Annotated in this window: 13 protein-coding genes; 11 read left to right on the forward strand and 2 right to left on the reverse strand. The window is 64.7% G+C overall.

Features of this window, described 5'->3' with window-relative positions; all coding sequences use genetic code 11:
• Nucleotides 1-59 precede the first annotated feature (59 nt).
• The 4 genes from JQ572_RS08695 to cyoD are packed head-to-tail and all read left to right on the forward strand — an operon-like array spanning nucleotide 60 to nucleotide 3,910.
• Nucleotides 60-893 (forward strand): cytochrome ubiquinol oxidase subunit II family protein, encoded by an 834-nt coding sequence (locus tag JQ572_RS08695; protein WP_211382595.1) that lies wholly within the window; start codon nucleotides 60-62, stop codon nucleotides 891-893.
• Nucleotides 883-2,883: a cytochrome o ubiquinol oxidase subunit I gene (gene cyoB, locus JQ572_RS08700; protein WP_211383520.1), complete on the forward strand. Its 2,001-nt coding sequence runs from the start codon at nucleotides 883-885 to the stop codon at nucleotides 2,881-2,883. Before JQ572_RS08695 ends, cyoB begins: the two co-directional genes overlap by 11 nt.
• On the forward strand, nucleotides 2,883-3,524 hold the full coding sequence (locus JQ572_RS08705) for a cytochrome (ubi)quinol oxidase subunit III (protein WP_211382596.1): 642 nt from the start codon (nucleotides 2,883-2,885) through the stop codon (nucleotides 3,522-3,524). The genes cyoB and JQ572_RS08705 overlap by 1 nt, the downstream gene beginning before the upstream one ends.
• A complete protein-coding gene (cyoD, locus tag JQ572_RS08710; protein ID WP_211382597.1) occupies nucleotides 3,521-3,910 on the forward strand; it encodes a cytochrome o ubiquinol oxidase subunit IV in 390 nt (129 codons plus the stop codon). The genes JQ572_RS08705 and cyoD overlap by 4 nt, the downstream gene beginning before the upstream one ends.
• Before the next feature lie 214 nt (nucleotides 3,911-4,124).
• Here the strand turns inward: cyoD and JQ572_RS08715 are convergent, their stop codons facing one another.
• Nucleotides 4,125-4,913 (reverse strand): thermonuclease family protein, encoded by a 789-nt coding sequence (locus JQ572_RS08715; RefSeq protein ID WP_211382598.1) that lies wholly within the window; start codon nucleotides 4,911-4,913, stop codon nucleotides 4,125-4,127.
• Nucleotides 4,914-5,115: 202 nt separating this feature from the next.
• On the opposite strand from JQ572_RS08715, the gene JQ572_RS08720 reads away from it, so the two are divergent.
• From JQ572_RS08720 to JQ572_RS08735, 4 genes are all read left to right on the forward strand, one after another.
• On the forward strand, nucleotides 5,116-6,714 hold the full coding sequence (locus JQ572_RS08720) for a GMC family oxidoreductase (protein WP_211382599.1): 1,599 nt from the start codon (nucleotides 5,116-5,118) through the stop codon (nucleotides 6,712-6,714).
• Nucleotides 6,715-6,909: 195 nt separating this feature from the next.
• Nucleotides 6,910-7,359 carry a hypothetical protein gene (locus JQ572_RS08725; RefSeq protein WP_211382600.1) on the forward strand — a complete coding sequence of 150 codons (450 nt, stop codon included), beginning with the start codon at nucleotides 6,910-6,912 and terminating at the stop codon, nucleotides 7,357-7,359.
• An 86-nt stretch (nucleotides 7,360-7,445) separates the two neighbouring features.
• Nucleotides 7,446-8,465 (forward strand): S1C family serine protease, encoded by a 1,020-nt coding sequence (locus JQ572_RS08730; RefSeq protein WP_211382601.1) that lies wholly within the window; start codon nucleotides 7,446-7,448, stop codon nucleotides 8,463-8,465.
• A 59-nt stretch (nucleotides 8,466-8,524) separates the two neighbouring features.
• Nucleotides 8,525-10,255 carry an FAD-dependent oxidoreductase gene (locus JQ572_RS08735; protein WP_211382602.1) on the forward strand — a complete coding sequence of 577 codons (1,731 nt, stop codon included), beginning with the start codon at nucleotides 8,525-8,527 and terminating at the stop codon, nucleotides 10,253-10,255.
• Nucleotides 10,256-10,381: 126 nt separating this feature from the next.
• On the opposite strand, the gene JQ572_RS08740 is transcribed toward JQ572_RS08735, so the two are convergent.
• Entirely contained in the window at nucleotides 10,382-13,858 is a 3,477-nt protein-coding gene (locus JQ572_RS08740; protein WP_211382603.1) for an indolepyruvate ferredoxin oxidoreductase family protein, read from the reverse strand.
• A gap of 162 nt (nucleotides 13,859-14,020) precedes the next feature.
• Here JQ572_RS08740 and JQ572_RS08745 point away from each other — a divergent pair, with 162 nt between their 5' ends.
• The 3 genes from JQ572_RS08745 (at nucleotide 14,021) to JQ572_RS08755 (ending at nucleotide 17,579) form a co-directional block, all read left to right on the forward strand.
• Nucleotides 14,021-14,989, forward strand: a complete 969-nt coding sequence (locus JQ572_RS08745) for a hypothetical protein (RefSeq protein WP_211382604.1) — start codon at nucleotides 14,021-14,023, stop codon at nucleotides 14,987-14,989.
• A gap of 204 nt (nucleotides 14,990-15,193) precedes the next feature.
• Nucleotides 15,194-15,898: a cysteine hydrolase family protein gene (locus tag JQ572_RS08750; RefSeq protein ID WP_211382605.1), complete on the forward strand. Its 705-nt coding sequence runs from the start codon at nucleotides 15,194-15,196 to the stop codon at nucleotides 15,896-15,898.
• A 10-nt stretch (nucleotides 15,899-15,908) separates the two neighbouring features.
• On the forward strand, nucleotides 15,909-17,579 hold the full coding sequence (locus JQ572_RS08755; protein WP_211382606.1) for a regulator: 1,671 nt from the start codon (nucleotides 15,909-15,911) through the stop codon (nucleotides 17,577-17,579).
• The last annotated feature ends 6 nt before the right edge of the window (nucleotides 17,580-17,585 follow it).

The following is a 17,585-nucleotide window of genomic DNA, read 5'->3' on the forward strand; positions in this document are numbered from 1 at the left end:
GCGCGGGCTTTTCCGCGTTAGGCTCCTCTCGGGGTTTCCCAATCGCCAGTGGCTCGCCGATGAATTTGCTCGACCCACAAGGGCCGGTGGCTGCCGCCAACAGCACCATCCTGGTCGATTCCGTCTTCATCATGCTCGCGATCGTGGTGCCGACCATTTTCGCGATCCTGGCCTTTGCATTCTGGTTTCGCGCCTCGAATCCGAAAGCAAAATTCCAGCCCGACTTCGTCTATTCCGGGCGCGTCGAGATGGTGGTGTGGGCGATCCCCGCGCTCACCGTCATCCTGCTCGGCGGTGTTGCCTGGATCGGCTCGCATCGGCTCGATCCCGCGGCGCCCGTGCCGGGCACCGGCAGCCCGGTGAGGATACAGGCTGTCTCGCTCGACTGGAAATGGCTGTTCATCTATCCGGACCAGCGTATCGCCACGGTCAACACGCTGACGGTGCCGGCCGGCGCGGAGCTGAATTTCCAGCTAACATCGTCGAGCGTGATGAACACGCTCTTCATCCCGCAGCTCGGCAGCATGATCTACACCATGAACGGCATGGTGACGAAGCTCAACCTGCGCGCCGACAATGAGGGCAAGCTGCAAGGCCTGTCGGCGCATTTCTCCGGCGATGGCTTCCCGGACATGATGTTCGACGTCAACGTGATCTCGCCGCTGTCCTTTCCCGACTGGGTCGCGACCACGGCGAAGACCGATGCCGTGCTGAACGAGGACAGCTACAAGAAGCTGATGCAGCAGGGCATCGAAAAGGGCAGGCCGACCTATCGCCTCGACGATCCCCGCCTGTTCGACCTGATCGCGACCCAGCACATTCCGCCTGGGCCGGGGCCGGAGCTCGCATCCGAAGCGGGCCGATCGCACAGTGGAGCCCATGATGCTCGGTAAGCTCGATTGGTCGGCCATTCCGCTCGATCAGCCGATCCCGCTGATCGCGGGCGCGGTGGTGTTGGTCGCCATCCTCGGCGTGCTGGGCTGGGTCGTGGTGAAGGGACATCTGCCCTACCTCTGGCACGAGTGGATCACCAGCGTCGATCACAAGCGCATCGGCGTGATGTATATCCTGCTGGCTTCGGTGATGCTGTTGCGCGGCGGCAGCGACGCCATCATGATGCGGATCCAGCAGGCGGTCGCCTACCAGTCGCAGGGCTATCTGCCGCCCGAGCACTACAACCAGATCTTTTCGGCCCACGGCACCATCATGATCTTCTTCGTGGCGATGCCGTTCGTGATCGGGCTGATGAACCTGATCGTGCCGCTGCAATTGGGCGTGCGCGACGTCGCATTCCCGACGCTGAATTCCGTCGGGTTCTGGCTGACCGCGACCGGCGCACTGCTGGTCAATCTCTCGCTCGTGATCGGCGAGTTCGCGCGCACCGGCTGGCTCGCGTTTCCGCCGCTGTCGGAACTGTCCTACTCGCCGGGCGTCGGCGTCGACTATTACGCCTGGTCGCTCCAGATCTCCGGCGTCGGGACGCTGGTCGCCGGCATCAATCTGGTCACGACGGTGCTGAAGCTGCGCACCAAGGGCATGAACTATCTGCGCATGCCGATGTTCTGCTGGACCACGCTGGCCTCGAATCTGCTGATCGTCGCGGCCTTCCCGATCCTTACCGCCACGCTCGCGATGCTGTTGCTCGACCGTTATCTCGGCTTCCACTTCTTCACCAACGAGGCCGGCGGCAACGTCATGATGTTCATGAACCTGATCTGGGCCTGGGGGCATCCCGAGGTCTACATCCTAGTGCTGCCGGCCTTCGGCATCTTCTCCGAGGTAGTCTCGACCTTCTCCGGCAAGGCGCTGTTCGGCTATCGCTCCATGGTGCTCGCCACCATGGCGATCTGCGTCATCTCCTTCATGGTCTGGCTGCATCATTTCTTCACGATGGGGGCCGGGCCCGACGTCAACGCCATCTTCGGTATCGCCAGCATGATCATCGCGGTGCCGACGGGGGTGAAGATCTACAATTGGCTGTTCACGATGTATGGCGGTCGCATCCGCTTCGCGACGCCGATGCTGTGGGCGGTCGGCTTCATGGTCACCTTCATCATCGGCGGATTGACCGGCGTTCTGGTCGCGGTGCCGCCGGCAGACTTCATGCTCCACAACAGCATGTTCCTGGTGGCGCATTTCCACAACGTCATCATCGGCGGCGTGCTGTTCGGCGCGTTCGCCGGCTTCGAGTACTGGTTTCCGAAGGCATTCGGCTTCCGCCTCGACGAGCGCTGGGGCAAGCTGGCTTTCTGGTTCACCTTCCTCGGCTTCTACGTCACCTTCGTTCCGCTCTATGTCGCCGGCATGCTCGGCATGACGCGGCGCATGCAGCATTACGATGTCGCGGCCTGGCGGCCCTGGATGCTGGTGGCGGCCGCCGGCATGGCCGTGTTGACGATCGGGGTGATCTGCCAGATCATGCAGCTCGTCGTCAGCATCCGCAATCGCGAGGCGCTGCGCGACCGCACCGGCGATCCTTGGGACGGTCGCTCGCTGGAATGGGCGACCTCGTCGCCGCCGCCGGTGTTCAACTTCGCCTTCGATCCCGACGTCCGTGGTGAGGACGCCTATTGGGACATGAAGGCCCATGCCCAGCAGCAATCGCTCGAGCATGATCTGCCCGAGTATCATGATATCGAGATGCCCAGGAACTCGCCGACCGGTTTCGTTTGCGCCTTCTTTGCCACCATCATGGGCTTTGCCCTGATCTGGCACATCTGGTGGATGGTGATCCTGGGCGGTATCGGCGCGGTCGCGACCTTCGTGGTGTTCGCCTGGCGCGACCATGACGAATACGTCATTCCGGCCGGGGAGGTCGCAGCGATAGACCGCGTCAATATCGAGGAGCGGCGCAACCTCGTCAGCATGGCGGGGGCGGTCTGATGTCGATGACCGCGACCGCCGGCCGTGCGCACGCCGATCCCCATCACATCGGCGTCGTCATCGAGCATCCGGGGCCGGCGCCGAAGCGCATCGTCACCGCCTATGGCTTCTGGGTATTCCTGCTCTCCGACATCGTGATGTTCTCCTGCTTCTTCGCGGCCTATGCGGTGCTGGTCGACCAGACCGCTGGCGGCCCCAGGGGCTCGGAGATTTTCGAGCAGAGAAATGTCGCGATCGAGACGGTCTGCCTGCTGTTGTCGAGCTTCACCTGCGGCATGGCCGGTATCGCGGCCGACGTCCGCAACCGCTTCTGGTTCTACCTCGGCATGGCCGTGACGTGTTTGCTCGGCCTGATCTTCCTGGTCATAGAGTTCCGCGAATTCGCCGATCTCGTCGCACGTGGCTATGGTCCGTCGCGCAGCGCCTTCCTGACCGCGTTCTTCTCGCTGGTCGGCTGCCATGGCCTGCATGTCTCGGCCGGCGTCTTGTGGCTGCTCACCATGATGGCCCAGGTGTTCGCAAAAGGCTTTCGCGCCGACATATTGCGGCGGATGATGTGCTTTGCGCTGTTCTGGCACGCGCTCGACATCATCTGGGTCGGCGTTTTCTCCGTCGTCTATTTGCTTGGGAGCGGCGTATGAGCGATCAGACGCATATGCAGGCCGAACATGACCTCGCACCGGGCGATGAGGAGCAACACGGCGTTGGGGCCAGGATCCTCGGTTACGTCGTCGGCCTTGCGCTTGCGCTGCTGCTCACGGCGACGTCGTTCTTCATCGCCGGCACCGATCTGGTCTGGCAGCCCTCGATCCCCGTCGCGCTGATCGTGCTGGCGATCGCGCAGATGGGCGTGCATCTGGTGTTCTTCCTGCACATCACCACGGGTCCGGACAACACCAACAACGTGCTGGCGCTCGCCTTCGGGCTGATGGTCGTGTTTCTGGTGGTCGGTGGAACCGTCTGGATCATGGCGCACCTCAACCAGAACATGCCGCCGATGGACCAGATCATGCAAATGCGCCGATAGCGGCGTACGAAAAAGAAGAGCCGCTTGTTGTGACAAGCGGCCCAAGTCTAGGGAGGAAACGCCCGAGCAAAGACAACCCGATGAGGATCGTCTGCCAAGGAAGCACTCGCGCAAAGCGCGTGCGCACGTTGATAAGTGCAGCAACTCGCGACGGAGTTCAATTCCGGATCAATACTGTCTCCGGCTACCACTCACGGCTGCGTGATCGCCTTGTTCACTTTGGCCGGCGGCAATTATACGCCTTGCGGAAGCCGGCGGCCTGGGCGTCGTCCTCGGAACAGAACCAGCGGTCCGGCTTGGTGGTCGCGGGGTAGCTCGGGCAGCCCCGCAGATGATAGATGCCGATATTGCCGGTGACGCGTGCGCGCACCGCGAGCTTGCCCTTGATGCTGCAGCTCGGCGGCATCGTCAGGTCCTCCGGGAACAGCACCGCGCGGATTTCCTTGTCGCGGTCGGCGCGGCAGGCAGCACCCAGGAGCGTGCCGTCCTTTTTGCCGGTGCGGAATTCTTGCGGTGCAACAAAGCAGCCCTTCCAGATCCCGGCGGAGGCCGATCTGGCGTCGGTCGCGGCCGGCTTGACGTTGGCCTTGATCGGCTCGCGCGCCACGGCAAAGCCGAGCCTGACCAGCTGCTCGTTCAAGCTGGTCTTGTCGCCCTCGGCCGTGCAGATCGCGCGGTGCCGCTTGCCGAAGCTCTTTTCCGGCCCGACATCATCGCAACGCACGGATCGCTTGTCGATCAGCTTGGCGAGCTGGTCGCGGGCCTCGATGCCGCAGGTCCAGGAATCGGCATGATCGTCGATGCAGACCTGGTCCAGCTCGGGCGCGTCGACGCCGTCGAGGCGGTAGGTGACGTCGCCGAGCTGGACGGCGTTGCCGTCGCGGACTGTCGCGGCGGCGGTCAGCGCGGAGGCGGGGCCGGAGGTGCCCAGAAATCCGGACAGAGCGAGACAGAAAACGAGCGCGAAAGCGCGGGCGGCGGCAAATGAATTCTCGCTGGACATACGGTCTCGCTATCGATTGCTCTTTCGCCTTGTTCCTAGCATCCGGATGTGGCGATACCAATGGTCTGCGCCCTGCGAAGTGCGACATTCCGGCCTCGCGGCTTTACTCAGCCGTAGCTCTGATCCTATCGTTCGCCGGCCTTGCAGGACCGTGCAGGCCGAATCGCCCGGAAAGCGGCGAGGGCGGGAGGAAAAATTTGCGATGAAAGACCCCGTGGACGTCCTGATCATCGGCGCCGGCGCTTCAGGCGCCGCGATGGCGTGGTCGCTGGCCGAGACCAAGATGCACATTCTCTGCCTGGAGCAGGGCGGTTGGATGAACCCGGCGGAATATCCCAGCACGGGCCGCGACTGGGAGGCCAAGTTCTATGGCGAGTGGTCGTCGAGCCCCAACGTCCGCGGCCGGCCCGAGGACTACCCGATCAACGACGACAATTCGCCGATCAAGGTCGTCAACTACAACGCGGTCGGTGGCTCGACGGTGATGTACACCGCGCATTGGCCGCGGCTGCATCCCTCCGATTTCAAGGTCAAGACGCTCGACGGCGTCGCCGACGACTGGCCGATCGACTATGACGCGCTGACGCCGTTCTTCGAGGAGAACGACCGCATGATGGGCACGTCAGGCCTGTCGGGCGACCCGCTCTCGCCGCTGACGCATCCGCCGATGCCGCAACAGCCGCTTGGATTGTCCGGCGCGATCATCGGCAAGGCCATGAACAAGCTCGGCTGGCACTGGTGGCCGTCGGATACGACGGTCGCGACCATGGACTATGATGGCCGGGCGCGCTGCATCAATCTCGGCCATTGCACGCCGGCCTGCGCGCAAGGCGCCAAATCCTCCACCGACATCACCTATTGGCCGCACGCGGTCCGCGCCGGCGTCGAGCTGCGCACCCATTGCCGGGTGCGCGAGATCACCACCGACGAGAACGGCATGGCCTCGGGCGTGGTCTACTACGATAATGACGGCGTCGAGCAGTTCCAGCCGGCGCATGTCGTCATCATCGCCTGCAACGGCGTCGGCACGCCGCGGCTGCTGCTGAACTCGGCATCCAGCCGCTTTCCGAACGGTCTTGCCAATTCGTCCGGCCTGGTCGGCAAGAACCTGATGTTCCATCCCTATGCGCAGATCTACGGCTATGTGAAGGAGCCGACCGACAGTAACCGCGCGCCGCCGACCTGCCTGTGGAGCAAGGAGTGGTACGACACGGATCTCTCGCGTGGCTTCGTGCGCGGCTACGGCGTGCAGTTCGTGCGCGGTGCCGGCCCGGTGTTCGAAGCCGTCGTCAGCGAGCAGAAGGGCATTCTGCCCTGGGGCGCCGATCATCACCGCGTCTTCCGCAAGCTCAATGGCCATCGGCTCGGGTTTTCCGCGATCTGCGAGGACCTGCCGGAGGAGCACAACCAGGTCACGCTCGATCCGGTGTTGAAGGACAGCCACGGCATTCCCGCGCCGAAGATCGACTACACCATCAGCGAGAACAGCCGGAAGATGATGGACCATGCGCTGGCGCGCGGCCGGGAAATTCTCGAGACGGCAGGGGCGACCGACATCTGCGTCAATTCACCGATCCCCTGGGGCGGCTGGCATCTGCTCGGCACCGCGCGGATGGGCACCGATCCGGAGCGCTCCGTCGTCAACGAATGGGGCCGCACGCATGACGTGAAAAATCTCTTCATCATCGACGGCAGCATCTTCGTCACCTCGGGCGGCGTCAACCCGACCTCCACCATCCAGGCCCTCGCGCTCTACATCGCCGACCAGATGAAGCAGCGCCTCGCAAACCTGTTCGATTGATTGTGATGTGGATCGAAGCGAGCCGCGACTTCGCTGCACCTCTCCCGCTTGCGGGAGAGGTCGGCGTGAAGCGCCGGATGAGGGCTCTCTCCTCTGGGAGAATCTCCTTGCGAAGGCACCATCTCCCCGACCCTCCCCCGCAGGCGGGGGAGGGAGTACACCTTCGATGCGGCGCGAATTTTGGAAGAGGACACAATGCCTGATCAACTCTCCCTCTCTTCGCGGCAACGCGACGACCTCCGCACCATCGCCGCGATGATCGTTCCCGCCAGCGACGAGTACAAGGTGCCCGGCGCCGACGATCCGGCGATCCAGGCCGACATGCTGGCGACGCTCGGCCGCGACACCGGATTGGTGACTGCGGCGCTGGACCATCTGGCGCGGCTCGCGGACCAGCCGCTCGCTGAGCTCGATGCCGAGAGGCGCGATGCGGTGGCGCAGGAGTTTCGCAAGCACGGCGGTGCGGCTGCCGCAGCTCTCGTGCGGGTGGTGCTGCAATGCTATTACCGGGACGACCGGGTGCTGCGCTCGCTTGGGCTGGAGCTGCGCGCGCCGTTCCCCAAGGGCTATGTGCTTCCGGACGGTGACTGGTCGCTGCTCGATCCGGTCAAGGCCAAAGCCGGCACCCTGCGACGGGCGCCCTAACCAACAGTCCAGGCTTGCGCCCCAGGCGGGTCACTTGCGCGAGAGGAGATAGGCCACCATCTGTGTGAGCCTCAAGGACTCTTGCCATGCTGGATTTCACCTCGGATATCGTCGATGACGCCTCGTCATCGCGAACGACAGCGTCTGCCCCGATCGACGACCGGGCCCTGCTGGACGCCTATTCCAATGCCGTGATCGACGTGACCGACCGCGTCGGCCCTGCGGTCGTGCGGGTCGAGACCGGGCCAAAGGTCCCGAACGGCCGCGAGCGCGGCGGGCTCGGCTCCGGCATCGTGATCTCGCCGGACGGGCTCGTCCTCACCAACAGCCATGTGGTCGGCTCTTCCAAGGAGATCCGGCTGCGCGATGTCGAGGGTCATGTCGGCGACGCCCGGGTGCTGGGCGTCGACCCTGACACGGACCTTGCACTGCTGCGTGCCAGCGGCGTGCGCGACTTGCCCTATGCCGCGCTCGGCAACTCCCAGAGCCTGAAGCGCGGCCAGCTCGTGATCGCGATCGGCAATCCGCTCGGCTTCGAATCGACCGTGACCGCCGGCGTGGTTTCGGCGCTCGGGCGCTCGATCCGCTCGGTCAGCGGACGTACCATCGAGGACGTGATCCAGACCGATGCCGCACTCAACCCGGGCAATTCCGGCGGTCCGCTGGTGTCGTCGAATGCCGAGGTGATCGGCATCAACACTGCCATCATCAATGGCGCGCAAGGCATCTGTTTCGCGGTCGCCAGCAACACGGCGCAATTCGTGCTGTCGGAGATCATCCGCCACGGCTACGTACGCCGCGCCCATATCGGCGTCGCCGGGCAGACCGCGCCGATCCCGCGGCGGCACGCGGTGCTGGCCGGTGTCGAGAACAAGATGGGCGCGCTGCTCGCGCAGATCGAGCCGGGCGGGCCGGCGGCGAAGGCGGGCCTGTTGCCCGGTGACGTCGTCATCAAGCTCGATGGTGCCGAGATCAACGGCGTCGATGACCTGATCCGCGTGCTCGATCGCGACCGGATCGGCCGGCGGCTGGTCATGGACGTGCTGCGGCTCGGCCGCCTGCGGGCGGTCGATATCGACCCGATCGAGCGAAAGCCGGCGCGCTAGTATTGGTGCCACCGGGCGAGGTATGACGGTGTCATGCCTCGCCCCTGGAAACTGGCCGCATGATGCCGGCGCAAGAGACTTATGACGTCATTGTGGTCGGCGCCGGTGCGGGCGGCATGACGGCCGCAGCGGTCGCCGCCGCCGAAGGCTTGCGTGTGCTGGTGATCGAGAAGACCGCGTTCGTCGGCGGCACCACCGCGTGGTCCGGCGGCATGGTCTGGATTCCCGCCAATCCCAAAATGAAAGAGGTCGGGCTTTCCGACAGCGTCACGGACGCCGTCCAGTATCTTTCGAGCACGGTCCCCGAGCCCGCCAATGCCGGCTTGCGCGCCGCCTTCCTTGCGCGCGGGCCGGAGGCGGTGGCCTATCTCGAAGCCAACACGGACGTCCGCCTCCAGCCTGTGAAGGCCTATCCGGACTATTATCCGGAGCGGCTGGGCGCGATGCCAGGCGGGCGTGTGCTGGAGCCGGTCGCCTTCGACGGCACGCGGCTGGGTGCAGGTTTTGCGCGGCTGCGCGCACCGCTGCCGGAGTTCACGCTGTTCGGCGGGATGATGGTCAATCGTCTCGACATCCCCCATTTGCGCCGGGTCGGAAAGTCGCTGCGTTCGACCCTGCGCGCGGCGCGGCTGGTCTCCGAATACGCGTTGCAACGGCTGCGAAGCCCGCGCGGCACGACGCTGCATCTCGGCAACGCGCTCGCTGCGCGGCTCTATGCTTCGCTATTGGCGCGGCAGGTCGAGGTGCTCTTCAGTGCGGATGTCGCGGACATATCGATGCAGGGCGATCGCGTCAGCGGCGTAGTCATCCGACATGGCTCGCGTGACCGCCTGATTGCCGCGCGTCGCGGGGTGGTGCTCGCGACCGGCGGCTTTTCTCATGATGCCGTCCTGCGCAAGCGGTTCTTTCCGTCTGCGGCGGGCTTGGTCTCGGCGACGAACACGGCCGGAACCGGCGACGGGATTCGGCTCGCGGCGGCCGCCGGCGCCGCGCTCAACACCGATGCGACCAGCCCGGCCTATTGGGTGCCGGCCTCGCTGTTCCGGCGTCCCGATGGCAGCCGTGGCATCTTCCCGCATACCGTGACGGACCGCGCCAAGCCCGGCGTGATCGCGGTCAATGCCGCGGGCCGCCGCTTCGTCAACGAGGCGCTGTCTTACCACGAGTTCGTGCTCGCAATGCTCCGCGACGGCAATGGCGAGCCGGACCGGCCGTTCTACCTGATCTGCGATCGCCAATTCCTGTGGGCATATGGCCTCGGCCGTATCAAGCCTTTAACGCGTGGTGTCCGGCGCTATGTGGCAAGCCGTGAGTTGATCGAGGCGCCCGACATCGCGCAGCTCGCAGAGAAGATCGGCGTCAAGCCGTCCACGCTCTCGGCGACGGTCGCAAGTTACAACATCGGTGCGAAGGAGGGCCGCGATCCCGAATTCGGCCGTGGCAGCACGATCTACCAGCGCCATCTCGGCGATGCTGCACACAGGCCGAATCCTTGCGTCGCGCCGATCCTCCGCGCGCCGTTCTTTGCCATGCGCATCTATCCGGCGGACCTCGGCACCGCGATCGGCATGAAGGTGGATGCGCAAGGACGCGTGCTGCGCGAGGACGGTACGCGGGTCGCGGGGCTCTATGCCTGCGGCAACGACATGGGCTCGATCATGAACGGCAATTATCCGGGGCCGGGGATCACGCTCGGGCCGGCGCTGACGTTCGGGTACATTGCGGGGCGGCATCTGGCGGAGGGGACGACCACAGCGTCGAGTGCAGCGAGGGCATCTGTCGAGTTGTAGTCTCCACGATCACGGTCATTGCGAGCGTAGCGAAGCAATCCAGACTGTCTCAGCGGAAAGATTCTGGATTGCTTCGTCGCAAGGGCTCCTCGCAATGACGCGGGGAGAGAGCCCGCCCTCTCACCGCTACTCCGCCGCCGCTGCAAAGCGGCTGTTCTCCAGCTCCGCCTCCAGCCGCGCCTTCTCGGCGGCGGCCAGCTTGATGTTGGCTTCCTTGACGTGGCCGAAGCCACGGATGGTCTCCGGCACGCGCGCGAGCCTCGTCAGCAACGGGATCTGTGCGGCATTCAGCCCGGCGATCCGCTGATCGATCATCGCATGATAGTCCTCGACCAGCTTCCGCTCGGTCCGCCGCTCCTCGGTTCGGCCGAACGGATCGAATGCTCCTCCGCGCAAAAACTTCAGCTTGGCGAGCACGCGGAAAGCGTGGATCATCCAGCCACCAAACTCCTGTTTCTGGAGATGACCGGTCGTCTTGTCGCGCTGCGCGAAGATCGGCGGGGCGAGATGGTATTTCAGCGTGAAATCGCCGTCGAATCTTTCGGACACCTTCGTGGCAAAGCTGCCGTCCGTGTAGAGCCGTGCGACCTCGTACTCGTCCTTGTAGGACATCAGCTTGAAGAGGTTCTTCGCCACGGCTTCGGTCAGCTCCGTGGATGCCGGCGAGGCCGCATTCTCCGCCTTCCGCACCTGGGCAACGGCCGCGAGGTAGCGGTCGGCGTACGCCTTGTCCTGATAGCCGGTCAAAAACTCCGCGCGGGTCGCGATGATGTCGTCGAGCGACTTCGTCGGCGCGGATGCCCGGCTCTTGAACTGCAGCACGCTGCGCACCCGCGACATGTCGTGGGCGGCGAGGCGCCCCCAGGTGAAGGCGAGCTTGTTCATCTCGATTGCGGCGCCGTTGATCTCGATGGCGCGGAGCAGAGCCTCCAGCGACAGCGGGATCGCCCCCTTCTGGAAGGCGAAGCCGAGCATGAAGGGGTTGGTCGCGATGCTGTCGCCCATCAATGCGGAGGCAATGCCTGTGGCGTCGATGATGTCGAGGTTCTTCTCGCCGATCGCGTCGCGCAGCACGGTCTGCATCGTGCCCATCTCGAAATCGAGATCGGGATTTTGCACGAAGCTCGCGGTCGGCTGCAGGTCGGCATTGATATAGGCCTTGGTCACGCCACGCTCGGCGCGGCTGAGCGCGGAGGGACCTGCCGAGACGATCATGTCGCAGCCGAGGATGACGTCGGCGCCGCCGGTTGTGATACGGACTGCGGAAATATCCTCCGGCTTCTGCGCGATGCGGACATGGCTCATCACCGCGCCGTTCTTCTGTGACAGGCCGGTGAAATCCAGCGCCGAGCAGCCGCGGCCATCGACATGGGCGGCCATGCCGAGCAGAGCTCCGATGGTGATGACACCGGTGCCGCCGATGCCGGTGACGAGGATGTTGTACGGCACCTCCAGCTCGCGGGCAGGCGGCAGCGGCAAATCGGCGAACAACTGTCCGGAATCGACCGCCGACGTCTTCATGCGCTTCAGGCTGCCGCCATGCACGGTGACAAAACTCGGACAAAATCCCTCGACGCAGGAAAAGTCCTTGTTGCAGTTCGACTGGTCGATCTGGCGCTTGCGGCCGAACTCGGTCTCCAGAGGTTGCACCGAGACGCAGTTGGAGGCCTGCGAGCAATCGCCGCAGCCTTCGCAGACCAGCTCGTTGATGAAGGCGCGCTTGGCGGGATCGGGATAGAGGCCGCGCTTGCGGCGGCGGCGCTTTTCCGCGGCGCAGGTCTGGTCGTAGACGACGACCGTGAGGCCCTTGATGTCGCGCAGCTCGCGCTGCACGGCATCGAGCTCGCGGCGGTGATGGATGGTCGCGCCTTGCGGGAAGTAGTTGCCGTCAGGGTATTTGCTGGGATCGTCGGAGACGATCGCCAGACGCTTCACTCCCTCTGCCCAGACTTGGTGCGCGATCTGGGCGACGTTGAAGGCGCCTTCAGCGGGCTGGCCGCCGGTCATAGCGACGGCGTCGTTATAGAGAATCTTGTAGGTGATGTTGATGCCTGCGGCGGAGGCGGCGCGCAGCGCCAGCAGGCCGGAGTGGGTGTAGGTACCGTCGCCGAGATTCTGGAAGATGTGCTGCTCGGTGGTGAAGGGTGACTGGCCGATCCAGTTCACGCCCTCGGCGCCCATATGTGAGATCAGATCAGTGCGACGGGTCGGCATGCTCAGGGCCATGCCGTGGCAGCCGATGCCAGCCATGGCGCGGCTGCCTTCTGGTACGCGCGTCGATGTGTTGTGCGGGCAGCCCGAGCAGAAGAACGGCGTGCGCGCCAGCTTGATTTGCGCAGCGGCCGGAACAGGATTGTCGAACGCCTCGAGCCGCGCCAGCCGCTGCTCCAGCAACGGGCTGTGATGACCGAGCTTTCGCAGCCGCGCCAGGAGTGCGGACGCGACGATGGTCGGCGTCAGCTCGCCTTCGCTCGGCAGCAGCGGCGCGCCACGTTCGTCGCGTTTTCCCGTGACGGTCGGGCGCCTGGACGCATCGATATTGTAGAGGATGCGCATCAGCTGGTCTTCGATGAAGCCGCGCTTCTCCTCGACAACCAGCACGTCCTGAAGACCTTCCGCGAAGCGCTTGGCGCCGCTTTCTTCCAGCGGCCAGGTCATCGCGACCTTGTAGATGCGCAAGCCGAGATCCTGCGCATCCTTGTCGGTAATACCGAGGTCGGCGAGCGCCTGGCGCAGATCGAGATAGGCCTTGCCGGTCGCGACGATGCCGAGCCGCGCCGGCTTTGAATCGAGTACGATGCGGTCGAGCTGGTTGGCGCGGGCAAAGGCCTGCACCGCGGCCATCTTCGGGCCGAACAGGCGCTTCTCCGCATCCAGCGGCGGATCGGGCCAGCGGATATTGAGCCCGCCGGGCGGCATCTCGAAATCGTCGGGGAGCTTGATCTGGATCCGCTCGGGATCGCTGTAGATGGAGGCCGAGCTTTCGACGGTCTCGCTGATCGCCTTGAAGCCGACCCAGCAGCCGGAGAAGCGCGACAGCGCAAAGCCATAGAGGCCGAGATCGAGATAGTCCTGCAGCGTCGCGGGATTGATCACCGGGATCAGCGCCGCCGCGAACACCTGTTCGCTCTGATGCGCCAGCGTCGAGGACTGGCAGCCGTGGTCGTCGCCGGCCAGCGCCAGCACGCCGCCGTTCAGCGAGGTGCCGGCTGCGTTGGCGTGCTTGAGCGCATCAACCGAGCGGTCGACGCCGGGACCCTTGCCGTACCAGATGCCGAACACGCCATCGACCTTGGCGCCGGGAAACAGGCCGACCTGCTGGCTGCCCCAGACGGCGGTGGCCGCGAGGTCCTCGTTGAGGCCGGGGACAAAGGCGATGTCGTGCTGCTGGAGGTGTTCCTTCGCACGCCACAGCGCATGGTCGTACATGCCGAGCGGGGAACCGCGGTAGCCGGAGATGAAGCCACCGGTGTTGAGGCCCTGGAGCCGGTCGCGTTCGCGCTGCAACATGGGCAGGCGGACCAGGGCCTGAGTGCCGGACAGGAAGATCCGCTTCGATTCGAGCCGGTATTTATCGTCCAGCTCGACTTGCAACAGCGTCATTTCGGAAGTCCTCGTCTCTTGTTCGGCGTGGGGTTGCGCTGCGGGAGGGGGAGCGGCTGCGCGACGCGAATTGTGACAGTCAAGAGCATGGGCCAGCGAAGTCAATATCGCTGGCCGCATCCGTGGCGCTCCTGCTAGTCATGGCTTCCAGTGGAGAGCACCATGGCTGCAAACGCATTCGACACCGAAATCACAGAGACGGCCGAGGCGCTGATCGGACCGTGGCGCCAGCCGCGTCAGATGCTGCAGGCGCAAACTTACGACGCGCACGCGTCCATCCATGACGATGCGACTGCGCAAAAGCTCGGCTTCAAGGGCGGCACCATCGAGGGGCCGACGCATTTCAGCCAGTTCGCGCCGCTCGGCGAGCGCCTGTGGGGACGCGCCTGGTTCGAGAGCGGTTGCCTCTCCGCGCACTATCGCAGCGTCTGCTACGAAGGCGAGGAGGTGCAGGCGATCCTGTCGAAGCCGCTGCCCGGCACGAGCCAGTGTCAAATCCAGATGGTCAAGCGTGACGGCACCGAAGTGCTGCGCGGCACCGCCTCGCTCGGTGATCCGTCAGTGCCGACCGCCCTCGAGACGCGTCTGGCCGAACTCAAGCCGCTCGCCGATCCCGTGATCCTTCGCGACGTGAAGGTGGCGCAAACGAGCAAGCGGCGGGCGGTGCGGATGGCGTTCGACCAGACCATGGGCGATCTCTATCCATTCTCGCTGCAGCAGAAGCTCGCCGTCATCACCGAGGCCTCGCCATACTATTCGAGCGCCAACGATTCTTCTTCGAATCCTTGGCGCAAGGCCATCATCCCGATGGAGATGCTGAGCGTGCTGTTCCAGTACCGCTCCAAGGAGGATCCGCTCCCGGCCAAGGGTCCGGCGGTCGGCCTGTTTGCGGATCAGGAGATCAGGCTCATCAAGGGGCCGCTCTTCGTCGACGAAGAATACGAGGTCGAGCGCGAGGTGGTCGCGCTGTCCGGCAGTCGACGCACCGAGAGCGCCTGGATGAGGACGCGCGTGTTCGACAAGGCGGGCACGGTGGTGGCGACCATGCTGCTCAACATGGCGACGCTGAAGGATTCGTATGCACCCTATGAGGACGAGCATCGGCGCCTGTACGGAAGTACTGCCCGCTAGGAAAGCGAGCGCCACCGCCGCTCATCCTTTGAGCAATTACACGTCGCTCAGCCGTCGCACAGGGAATAAGCAGCCGGTAGTTCTCCTTCTAACTTCCTGACAGCACAGCGAATTTCTTCGGAGATTTCGCTCCGCAGCTATTGTACACAATGGCATGGCGCTTGCAGAACTCCTGGCAAAGAGAGTTCTCGCGGGGCCTGCGTCATGTTGAACTCAGCCAAGCCGACACTGGGCGTCATCAGCGCCGAGCCCGAGCCGATCAAGCTCGACTGGCCCGCCACCGCGCTTCTCATCATCGACATGCAGCGCGACTTCATGGAGCCCGGCGGCTTCGGCGAGACGCTCGGCAACGACGTCAGCCAGCTCGCGCGCGCGGTCAAGCCGATCGGTGCCGTGCTGAAGGCGGCGCGCGACGCCGGCATGCTGGTGATCCACACCCGCGAGGGCCATCTGCCCGATCTGTCGGACGCGCCGCCGGCGAAAGTCGAGCGCGGTGCGCCGTCCCTGCGCATCGGTGATCCCGGCCCGATGGGCCGCATCCTCATTCGCGGCGAGGCCGGCCACGACATCATCCCGGAGCTTTATCCGCTCGACAGCGAGGTCGTGATCGACAAGCCCGGCAAGGGTGCGTTCTACGCCACCGAGCTGACGGACGTGCTGGAGAAATACGGTATCGAGAATTTGCTGGTGTGCGGCGTCACAACGGAAGTGTGCGTCAACACCACCGTGCGCGAGGCCAATGACCGCGGCTACCGCTGCGTCGTCATCTCGGACGGCTGCGCATCCTACTTTCCCGAGTTTCACGAAATGGGCCTGAAGATGATCAAGGCCCAGGGCGGCATCTTCGGCTGGGTCGCGAGCTCAGCTGCGGTACTGGAGGCGATGAAGACTTCGGACATTTCAGCTTAGGGGCATCACCATGAGCACAGGTATGACGGGGACGGCAGGCAAATCTGATCTGAGCAAGTCCGAGTTCAAGCCGGCACTTTGGACACCGGGCGACTGGAACGCGTTTTTCGGCTTCGGTACCAACATCCTCGTCAACATGCTGGTGCTCACGGGCCTGTTGCGCTTTGTGTTGAAGATGCCGGACAGTCTGGTGTTCGGCCGCATCCTGCCCGCGCTCGGGCTGATGATGTGCCTCTCCACCTTCTATTATGCCTTTCTCGCTTATCGTCTCGCGCAGAAGACCGGCCGCAACGACGTCTGCGCGCTGCCCTCGGGCGTCAGCGTGCCGCACATGTTCATCGTCACCTTCGTGATCATGCTGCCGATCACGCTCAAGACCGGCGATCCGCTGAAGGGCTGGTCCGCCGGCCTCGTCTGGGTGTTCTTCCAGAGCTTTATCCTGATGATCGGCGGCTTCATCGCGCCGTTCATCCGAAAGATCACGCCGCGCGCGGCGCTGCTCGGCACGCTCGCCGGCGTCTCCGTCACCTTCATCTCGATGCGCCCGGCGCTGGAGATGTACATGACGCCGCAGATCGGTCTGGTCTGCTTCGCCATCATTCTGGTGAGCTGGTTCGGCGGCGTGAAATATTGGCGCGGCATTCCGGCGGGCCTCGTCGCCATCGCGGTCGGCATGATCATCGCTTGGGGCTCGAACCTGTTCGGCCTCGGTCTCGGCGGATTGAGCATCGCCGGCGTCGGCGCAGCTTTTGCCAATTTCGGCTTCTCGGTGCCGATCCCGGCGGTGGGCCACGTGTTCTCCGGCTTCGAATTCCTCGGCGTCATCCTGGTCACGGCCATTCCGTTCGGCATCTACGACCTCGTCGAGGCCATGGACAATGTCGAGAGCGCGGAAGCCGCCGGCGACGAATATCCGACCACGCGCGTGCTCACTGCCGACGGAATCGTCAGCCTGATCGGCTGCCTGATGGGCAACCCCTTCATCAACGCGGTCTATATCGGCCATCCCGGCTGGAAGGCGATGGGCGGCCGCATCGGCTATTCGGCTGCGACCGGCATCATGGTGGTCGTGCTGGCCTGGTTCGGCATCATCTCGGTGCTGCTGGCGCTGGTGCCGGTGGTCGCGATCTCGCCGATCCTGCTCTATATCGGCATGCTGATCGGCGCGCAGGCGTTCCAGACCACGCCGGTCAAGCATGCGCCCGCGATCGTGCTGGCGCTGACGCCGCATCTGGCCGCCTGGGCCAAGCTCCAGATCGACACGATGCTGGGCTCGACCATGAATGCGGCGGCGACCGTCGGCGGCATGGCCGCCGACAAGGCCGACGCGGTCAAGCTGGCTGCGATCGCCGCGCTGCCGCAGCAGGGCGTATTCTATCACGGGTTAGAGGTGATGGGCGGAGGCTCCATTCTCGGCGGCCTCATCCTGGGTGCGATCGGCGTCTTCATCATCGAGCGCGATTTCGAGAAGGCTTCGGCGTTTGCGCTGGTTGGTGCGGTTCTCACCTACTTTGGCTTCATGCACGGCGAAGCCGTCGGCATCGGTGGCGGCTTTGGCGTGACGCCGGCCGTGGCGTTCGCCTACGCGGTGATGGCCGCCGGTCTGTTCGCGGCCAGCAGGCTCGGCGCCAGCGAGCCCTACGTTGCGCATCCGGAGATGCACGCGGCACCGGCGGAGTAGGCAGGC

The sequence above is a fragment of the Bradyrhizobium sp. SZCCT0153 genome (genome assembly GCF_018129995.1).
GTDB classification, from domain to species: Bacteria; Pseudomonadota; Alphaproteobacteria; order Rhizobiales; family Xanthobacteraceae; genus Bradyrhizobium; species Bradyrhizobium japonicum_G.

What these genes read in the sequence shown, in the direction of transcription:
- JQ572_RS08720 (WP_211382599.1), top strand. Translation starts at nt 5,116, where the DNA reads ATGAAAGACCCCGTGGACGTCCTGATCATCGGCGCCGGCGCTTCAGGC.
- JQ572_RS08715 (WP_211382598.1), bottom strand. Translation starts at nt 4,913, where the DNA reads ATGTCCAGCGAGAATTCATTTGCCGCCGCCCGCGCTTTCGCGCTCGTT.
- JQ572_RS08735 (WP_211382602.1), top strand. Translation starts at nt 8,525, where the DNA reads ATGATGCCGGCGCAAGAGACTTATGACGTCATTGTGGTCGGCGCCGGT.
- cyoB (WP_211383520.1), top strand. Translation starts at nt 883, where the DNA reads ATGCTCGGTAAGCTCGATTGGTCGGCCATTCCGCTCGATCAGCCGATC.
- JQ572_RS08745 (WP_211382604.1), top strand. Translation starts at nt 14,021, where the DNA reads ATGGCTGCAAACGCATTCGACACCGAAATCACAGAGACGGCCGAGGCG.
- JQ572_RS08725 (WP_211382600.1), top strand. Translation starts at nt 6,910, where the DNA reads ATGCCTGATCAACTCTCCCTCTCTTCGCGGCAACGCGACGACCTCCGC.
- cyoD (WP_211382597.1), top strand. Translation starts at nt 3,521, where the DNA reads ATGAGCGATCAGACGCATATGCAGGCCGAACATGACCTCGCACCGGGC.
- JQ572_RS08695 (WP_211382595.1), top strand. Translation starts at nt 60, where the DNA reads ATGAATTTGCTCGACCCACAAGGGCCGGTGGCTGCCGCCAACAGCACC.
- JQ572_RS08705 (WP_211382596.1), top strand. Translation starts at nt 2,883, where the DNA reads ATGTCGATGACCGCGACCGCCGGCCGTGCGCACGCCGATCCCCATCAC.
- JQ572_RS08750 (WP_211382605.1), top strand. Translation starts at nt 15,194, where the DNA reads ATGTTGAACTCAGCCAAGCCGACACTGGGCGTCATCAGCGCCGAGCCC.
- JQ572_RS08740 (WP_211382603.1), bottom strand. Translation starts at nt 13,858, where the DNA reads ATGACGCTGTTGCAAGTCGAGCTGGACGATAAATACCGGCTCGAATCG.
- JQ572_RS08730 (WP_211382601.1), top strand. Translation starts at nt 7,446, where the DNA reads ATGCTGGATTTCACCTCGGATATCGTCGATGACGCCTCGTCATCGCGA.
- JQ572_RS08755 (WP_211382606.1), top strand. Translation starts at nt 15,909, where the DNA reads ATGAGCACAGGTATGACGGGGACGGCAGGCAAATCTGATCTGAGCAAG.